Below are 6,788 nucleotides of genomic sequence, written 5' to 3' on the forward strand. Positions count from 1 at the left end.
AGGTCAGGGTTCGTCGACGACGGTCGCCGCGGCGAGCGTTGCGCCGTCTGCGGGGTGGATCAACAGCAGCGAGCCGCCGGCGCGGCTCACCGCGTACGGCTCGAGCGGCAGGTCGGCGGCGAAGCGCAGGCGGACGCGGCCGATCTCGTTCACGGCGAGGGCCGTGGCGTCGTGGTGGCCGAGCGTCTCCAGGTCGCGCCGGTCGATGATCTCGGAGACCAGCGCCTGCACGGTGGCCGTGCCGTGCTTGACCAGCACCTTGGCGCCTGCGACGACCTCGCGCTGGTCGAGCTGGAACAGCTCCACCACGGCCTCGCGTCGCCCGGCGGGCGCGGTCCCGGCCGCCGCGATGAGCGCGCCGCGTGCGGCGTCCAGCTCGTCGGCGAGGGTGAGGGTGACCGACTGCGGCTCCTTGGCGGCATCCGCCTCGACGCCGGCGACGTGGATGCCGGTGACGGTCGTCCGGTGGCCACCGGGGAAGACCTCGACCTGGTCGCCGACACGCACGGAGCCTGCGGCGATGCGGCCGGCGAAGCCGCGGTAGTCGCGGTAGCGCTCGGCGTCGTCGGCGCTGATCGTCGGCGAGAGGCCTCCCTGCGGGCGCAGCACCAGCTGCACCGGCAGGCGGAAATCGGATGCCGCCGACTCGATCTCGTCGGTGCTTGGGAGCGACTCGAGCAGCTCGATCAGCGTGGGGCCGCTGTACCAGGGGGTGTTCTCGGACCGGTCGACGATGTTGTCGCCCTCGAGCGCCGACACCGGGAGCACGTGCAGGCCGCTGAGGCCCAGCTGCTCGGCGACGCGCGCCGCCTCGAGCTCGATCTCGACGAAGCGGTTCTCGTCGTAGTCGACGAGGTCGATCTTGTTCACCGCGATGATCACGTGCGACACCCGCAGCAGCGACACCACGGCGAGGTGGCGGCGGGTCTGCTCGATGACGCCCTTGCGCGCGTCGACCAGCACGATCACGGCATCCGCGGTGGCGGAGCCGGTGACCATGTTGCGCGTGTACTGCACGTGGCCGGGGCAGTCGGCGAGGATGAAGCTGCGCCGGTCGGTCGCGAAGTAGCGGTAGGCGACGTCGATCGTGATGCCCTGCTCGCGCTCGGCGCGCAGGCCGTCGGTGAGGAGGGCGAAATCGAAGGCGCCGTGCGCGAAGCCGCGCTGACGGGAGGTCGCCGCGACCTGCTCGAGCTGGTCGGCGAGGATCGCCTTGGCGTCGTGCAGCAGCCGGCCGACGAGCGTCGACTTGCCGTCGTCGACGGAGCCGGCGGTCGCGAACCGGAACAGCGTGGTGCCCTTCGACAGGCTCAGGGACCCAGCTTCCAATACGTCAGTCATCAGAAGTATCCGTCCTTCTTGCGGTCCTCCATGGCGGCCTCGCTGATGCGGTCATCGGCCCTGGTGGCACCGCGCTCGGTGAGGGTGGAGCGGGCGACCTCGAGGACGACGGATGCCGTGTCAGCGGCATCCGATTCCACCGCGCCCGTGCAGCTCATGTCGCCGACGGTCCGGTAGCGGACCACGCGGCGCTCGATCTCCTCGCCCTTCAGCGGCTGCGAGAACTCGCCGATCGCCCACCACATGCCGTCGCGGCGGAACACGTCGCGCTCGTGCGCGTAGTACAGGGGAGGGAGGGCGATGCTCTCTCGCTCGATGTAGCTCCAGATGTCGATCTCAGTCCAGTTCGAGATCGGGAAGGCGCGCACGTGCTGGCCGGGGGTGTGGCGTCCGTTGTACAGGCTCCAGAGCTCGGGGCGCTGGTTGCGGGGGTCCCACTGGCCGAACTCGTCACGGAGCGAGATGATGCGCTCCTTGGCGCGAGCCTTGTCCTCGTCGCGGCGGGCGCCGCCGAACACGGCGTCGTGCTTGCCCGCCGCGATCGCGTCGAGCAGTGGCTGCGTCTGCAGCGGGTTGCGAGTGCCGTCGGCGCGTTCGGCCAGCCGGCCGTCGTCGATGTAGTCCTGCACGCTCGCGACCTCGAGGCGGATGCCGAGGCGCGCGACGGTCTCGTCACGGAACGCGATGACCTCGGGGAAGTTGTGGCCCGTGTCGACGTGCAGCACAGGGAAGGGCACCTTGCCCGGCGCGAACGCCTTGGCGGCGAGGTGCAGCACGACGACGGAGTCCTTGCCGCCGGAGAACAGCAGCACGGGGCGCTCGAACTCGGCGACGACCTCGCGGATGATGTGGATGGCCTCGGCCTCGAGCAGGTCGAGGGCGCTCAGGCTGGTCGAGGGGGCGCCCTTCGACAAGCTCAGGGACCCGGTTGCAGTGTCGATGCTCATAGGTGGAGTCCGCATTCTGTCTTGGACAGGCCTGCCCAGCGGCCGGACCGGGGGTCCTCGCCGGGGGCGACCTGCTTCGTGCACGGCGCGCAGCCGATGGACGGGTAGCCGTTCGCGATCAGGGGGTTGACCGGCACGGCGTTCTCGGTGGCGTAGTCGATGAGGTCGTCGAAGCTCCACGCTGCGACCGGGTTCACCTTGACCAGGCCGTTGCGCTCGTCCCAGACGATCAGCTCGGTCTCGGCGCGGGTCGGCGCCTCTTCGCGGCGGACGCCGGTGAACCACACCTCGTACTCGCCGAGCGAGCGCTGCAGGGGCTCGACCTTGCGGCGGGCGCAGCAGAGGCCCGGGTCGCGGGCGAAGAGGTCCTTGCCGAACTCGGCATCCTGCTCCCGCACCGTCTGCTCGGGCTTCACATCGACGATGCGCACATCGAGCTCGCGCTCGACCTCGTTGCGCGTGAACGTGGTCTCGGCGAAGTGGTAGCCGGTGTCGAGGAACAGCACGTCGACGCCGGGGAGGCTCTGCGCGACCAGGTGCGGCAGCGCGGCATCCGCCATCGAGCAGGCGACGGCCGCCTGCGAGACGGCGAAGTTCTCGGCGACCCAGGCGATGACCTCGGCAGGGCTCGCCTCGTCGGCCTGACGGCTGCGCAGCTCGGCGTTGCCGCGCTCGGCGATGGCCTGGAGCTCCTCGGCCGGGCGACGGGCCGGGCGGGGTGGGCGGATCAGGACGGCGGTCACTGCAGCGCCTCCTCGTCGGCCCGGTGCGCCCACTGCGCGAAGCTCTCCGCCTCCTCGCGATCTGCGAGGTAGCGGCGGATGACGCGCTCGGCGTAGTCGGCGATGCCGTCGGCCGCGACCTTGAGTCCGCGCACGGTGCGGCCGAGGCAGGCCTCCTCGCGGTCGACGCCGGCGAGACCGCCGCCGAGGTGCACCTGGTAGCCGGGCACCTGCTCGCCGTCGATCTGCACGAGCTGGCCCTTCAGGCCGATGTCGGCCGTCTGGATGCGGGCGCAGGAGTTCGGGCATCCGTTCACGTGCAGGGTGATCGGGCGGCCGATCTCGGGCTCGAGCGCGCCGAGGCGCTCCTCGAGCTGGCGGATGGCCTCGGCTGCGTTCGCCTTGGTCTCGACGATCGCGAGCTTGCAGTACTCGATGCCGGTGCAGGCGATGGTGCCGCGGCGGAACAGGCTGGGACGAGCCGACAGTCCGATCGCGTCGAGTCCCTTGACCAGGCTCTCGACCTCGGCCTCGGGGATGTCGAGCACGATGAGCTTCTGGTAAGGCGTGGTGCGCACGCGCTGCGAGCCGTGCGCCTCGGCGAGGTCGGCAAGCGCCGTGAGCGTGGTGCCGGAGACGCGGCCGACCAGGGGAGCGGCACCGACGAAGAAGCGGCCGTCCTTCTGCTCGTGCACGCCGACGTGGTCGCCGATCGTGGTCGGCTTCGGGGCGGCGGGGCCGTCGGGCAGTGGCTCCGACAGGTATTCGCTCTCGAGCACCTGCCGGAACTTCTCGACACCCCAGTCGGCGAGGAGGAACTTCAGGCGGGCCTTGTTGCGCAGCCGCCGGTAGCCGTAGTCGCGGAAGATCTGGGTGACGCCGTGCCACACCTCGGCGACCCGCTCGGGGGCGACGAAGGTGCCGAGGCGCTCGCCGAGTCGCGGCACGACGGAGAGAGCGCCGCCGACCCAGAGGTCGTAGCCGATGCCGAGCTCCGGATGCTCGACCGCGACGAACGCGCAGTCGTTGATCTCGTGCACCACGTCCTGGCTGGGGTGGCCGGTGATCGCGGTCTTGTACTTGCGGGGGAGGTTCGCGAGCGTCGGGTCGCCGATGAAGCGCTCGGCGATCTCGTGGATCTGCGGGGTCGGGTCGATGATCTCGTCGGCGGCGATGCCGGCCACCGGGGAGCCCAGGATGACGCGGGGGACGTCGCCGCAGGCCTCGGTTGTGCTGAGGCCCACCTCTTCCAGGCGGCGCCAGATCTCGGGGACGTCCTCGACGCGGATCCAGTGCAGCTGCACGTTCTGGCGGTCGGTCATGTCCGCGCTGTCGCGCGCGAACTCGGTGGAGATCTCGCCGATCACGCGGAGCTGGTGCGTGGTGAGCTGGCCGCCGTCGATGCGGACGCGCAGCATGAAGTACTCGTCCTCGAGCTCGTGCGGCTCGAGCTGTGCGGTGCGCCCGCCGTCGATCCCGGGCTTGCGCTGCGTGTACAGGCCCCACCAGCGGAAGCGGCCGTGCAGGTCGGTCGGATCGATCGACGCGAAGCCGCCCTTGGCGTACTCGTTCTCGATGCGCTCACGGACGTTCAGCCCGTTGTCGGCGAGCTTGAACTCCTCGTTGGCGTTCAGGGGCTCGTTGCCGTCGACGGCCCACTGGCCGTGCGGCTTCGTGGGGGTGCGAGTGGTGCGCGTTCGAGCGCCGCGGATGGGCGTCGGCTGCTGAATGGTCATGGCACTGCTCCCTGGGATGGCTTTGCATCACGGTAAGGAGGGTGGACCCCGTTCAAGAACCCGGTGTGACATGTTGCGTCAGAGAACGTCACACAACGTCACGCAGGGCGAAATATGACGGGGACCTCTGGTGCTGAGGGGGTTTCTGTGCGGTGCGATCAGAGCCGGGCTTCGGCTGCCTCATACCGGGAGACGACGAGGTCGATCAGCGGTTGCGGCACCGCGCCGCCGTCGAGCAGCGGCAGCGTGAGCGTGCGACCGGGAGCCTGGCGCTCGGCGAGGTCGAAGAAGTAGCCGCGCGCGAGCAGGTAGATCGAGACGACGGCGTCGGGATGGTTCTCCAGCGCGGTCGGCAGGTCGGGCTGGCGGGCGGCGAGGTAGGCGAGTTCCACCTGGCGGTCGATCCGGGTGCGAAGGAGTGCCGCCATGCCCTCGGCATCCGTCAGCGATCGCGGATCGCGGGAGCCGGCGACGGCGAGGATGACCGGACCATCGGATGCCTGAGTCGGATGCACTGGCAGGCGCTCCGCCAGCACCTCGGCGAGCCGCGGGTCGGGGCCCATGGGGTCGGCGACGACGGCATCCGCCCGCTTGTTCGCGATGCCGTGCAGGTCGTGGTGCACGTGGAAGCCGCTCGAGAGGAGGAGCGGCACGATCACGAGCGGACCCTCGATCTCGGGTGCCAGGTCTGCGGCATCGGGCTGCTGCACGTCGACGAAGGCCTCGCGGACGTCGACGTCGGGGAGGGCCTCGCCGATCTTGACGACGAACTCGGCGATCGTGCGGGCGCCTTCGGCATCCGACGTGCCGTGTGAGACGGCGAGCAGGGCGGGGCGGGGCATGCGGTCAGCCTAAGCGGTGCGTGTGACGGCGGTGTTACCCGCCGGCGACCTCACGCCGTGCGGTCGTCGTAGCTCTCCCGTGCCGCCTGGACTGCTTCGATGTTCGTCTCGGCCCAGTGCCCGAGCGCCGTCAGCGGCTCGCGGAGCGTCTCGCCGAGCGGGGTGAGTGCGTAATCCACGCGCGGCGGCATCACGTCGAACGCGGTGCGGGTGAGGATGCCGTCGCGCTCCAGTTCGCGCAGGGTGTCGGCCAGGACCTTGCCGCTGATGCCGTCGACCGCCTCGCGGAGTTCGCCGAAACGCAGGCTGCCGCCGCTGAGCGCGATCACGATCATCGCCGTCCACTTGTTCGCGATCCGCGCGAGTGACGTGCGCGACGGACAGGTCGCCACCATGACGTTCCACACGGGCTGCGACATCCGTCTCCTTGGTTACGTTGAGGTAACAGGTTACCGGATGTGACCATGGCATATCGCGTTCCAAGATCAGAGGAGAAACACCATGAATGAGCAGACTCCGGCCGCTGTCGCCGCGACGTACTTCGGTGCGCTGGCCAGTGGTGACATCCCGACCGCGATGGGACTGCTGAGTGATCAGGTCGTCTGGCACCAGCCGGGCGCGAACCGGTTCTCGGGAGATCACGCAGGCGTCGACGGCATCGGCGCACTGCTCGGCGGGATGATGGAGGCGAGCGAGGGCAGTTTCCAGCTCGCCGTCGCCGGCCCCGCGATGGAGAACGGCGAGCTCGTCGCGGTGCCGGTGCGGTTCACCGGCGATCGCTCGGGCGCCGCGATGGACATGGGTGGCATCGACCTGCTCACCGTCCGTGGCGGGAAGATCGTGGACGTCCGCCTCTTCTCCGAGGACGGCGCGGCCGAGGACCTGTTCTGGGGCCAGGCCTGACCCGAGTGGGCCCGCGCGACTCCGGTCGTCGAGCAGGACGCGACTCGCTCCGCTCGCTCAGGGCGGGTCGTCGAGGTACCGCACGCCGATCGTTGAGCGAGCGGAGCGAGACGAAACGCGGTTTCCGGGGACGGTTTCCTGGCCGTGCTTCGTTCGTTATCGACCCGTGATCTGCGGGGTGGTTTTCGGCCGCTGATCTGGGGTGGGAATGTCCGTGGCCCCTGGTGTACTGGTGTCATGGCGGCGCTGGTGAACGCAACGATCGAGCAGGTGGGGGCGTTGGGTGCGCTCACCGAG

General features: G+C 70.0%; 7 protein-coding genes. 1 reads left to right on the top strand and 6 read right to left on the bottom strand.

Annotated elements, in window-relative coordinates; translation table 11 throughout:
* Positions 1–3: 3 nt before the first annotated feature.
* The 6 genes from IPV10_RS06795 to IPV10_RS06820 form a co-directional block, all read right to left on the bottom strand.
* The gene (locus tag IPV10_RS06795) at positions 4–1,341 is read right to left on the bottom strand and encodes a sulfate adenylyltransferase subunit 1 (protein ID WP_207481857.1); all 1,338 of its coding nucleotides are present in this window, start codon (positions 1,339–1,341) and stop codon (positions 4–6) included.
* Positions 1,341–2,288: a sulfate adenylyltransferase subunit CysD gene (gene cysD, locus IPV10_RS06800; RefSeq protein ID WP_242684712.1), complete on the bottom strand. Its 948-nt coding sequence runs from the start codon at positions 2,286–2,288 to the stop codon at positions 1,341–1,343. Before cysD ends, IPV10_RS06795 begins: the two co-directional genes overlap by 1 nt.
* Entirely contained in the window at positions 2,285–3,031 is a 747-nt protein-coding gene (locus tag IPV10_RS06805; RefSeq protein ID WP_307861079.1) for a phosphoadenylyl-sulfate reductase, read from the bottom strand. The genes cysD and IPV10_RS06805 overlap by 4 nt, the downstream gene beginning before the upstream one ends.
* The gene (locus IPV10_RS06810) at positions 3,028–4,746 is read right to left on the bottom strand and encodes a nitrite/sulfite reductase (protein ID WP_207481867.1); all 1,719 of its coding nucleotides are present in this window, start codon (positions 4,744–4,746) and stop codon (positions 3,028–3,030) included. The genes IPV10_RS06805 and IPV10_RS06810 overlap by 4 nt, the downstream gene beginning before the upstream one ends.
* A gap of 158 nt (positions 4,747–4,904) precedes the next feature.
* Positions 4,905–5,588, bottom strand: a complete 684-nt coding sequence (locus IPV10_RS06815) for a sirohydrochlorin chelatase (RefSeq protein ID WP_207481869.1) — start codon at positions 5,586–5,588, stop codon at positions 4,905–4,907.
* A gap of 50 nt (positions 5,589–5,638) precedes the next feature.
* Positions 5,639–6,007, bottom strand: coding sequence for a helix-turn-helix domain-containing protein (locus IPV10_RS06820; RefSeq protein ID WP_207481871.1), 369 nt, complete (start codon positions 6,005–6,007; stop codon positions 5,639–5,641).
* A gap of 82 nt (positions 6,008–6,089) precedes the next feature.
* Between IPV10_RS06820 and IPV10_RS06825 the strand changes: the two genes are divergently transcribed.
* Entirely contained in the window at positions 6,090–6,491 is a 402-nt protein-coding gene (locus IPV10_RS06825; protein WP_207481873.1) for a nuclear transport factor 2 family protein, read from the top strand.
* Positions 6,492–6,788 lie beyond the last annotated feature (297 nt).

The sequence above is a fragment of the Microbacterium sp. SD291 genome (assembly GCF_017355365.1).
In the GTDB taxonomy this organism is placed as follows: Bacteria; Actinomycetota; Actinomycetes; order Actinomycetales; family Microbacteriaceae; genus Microbacterium.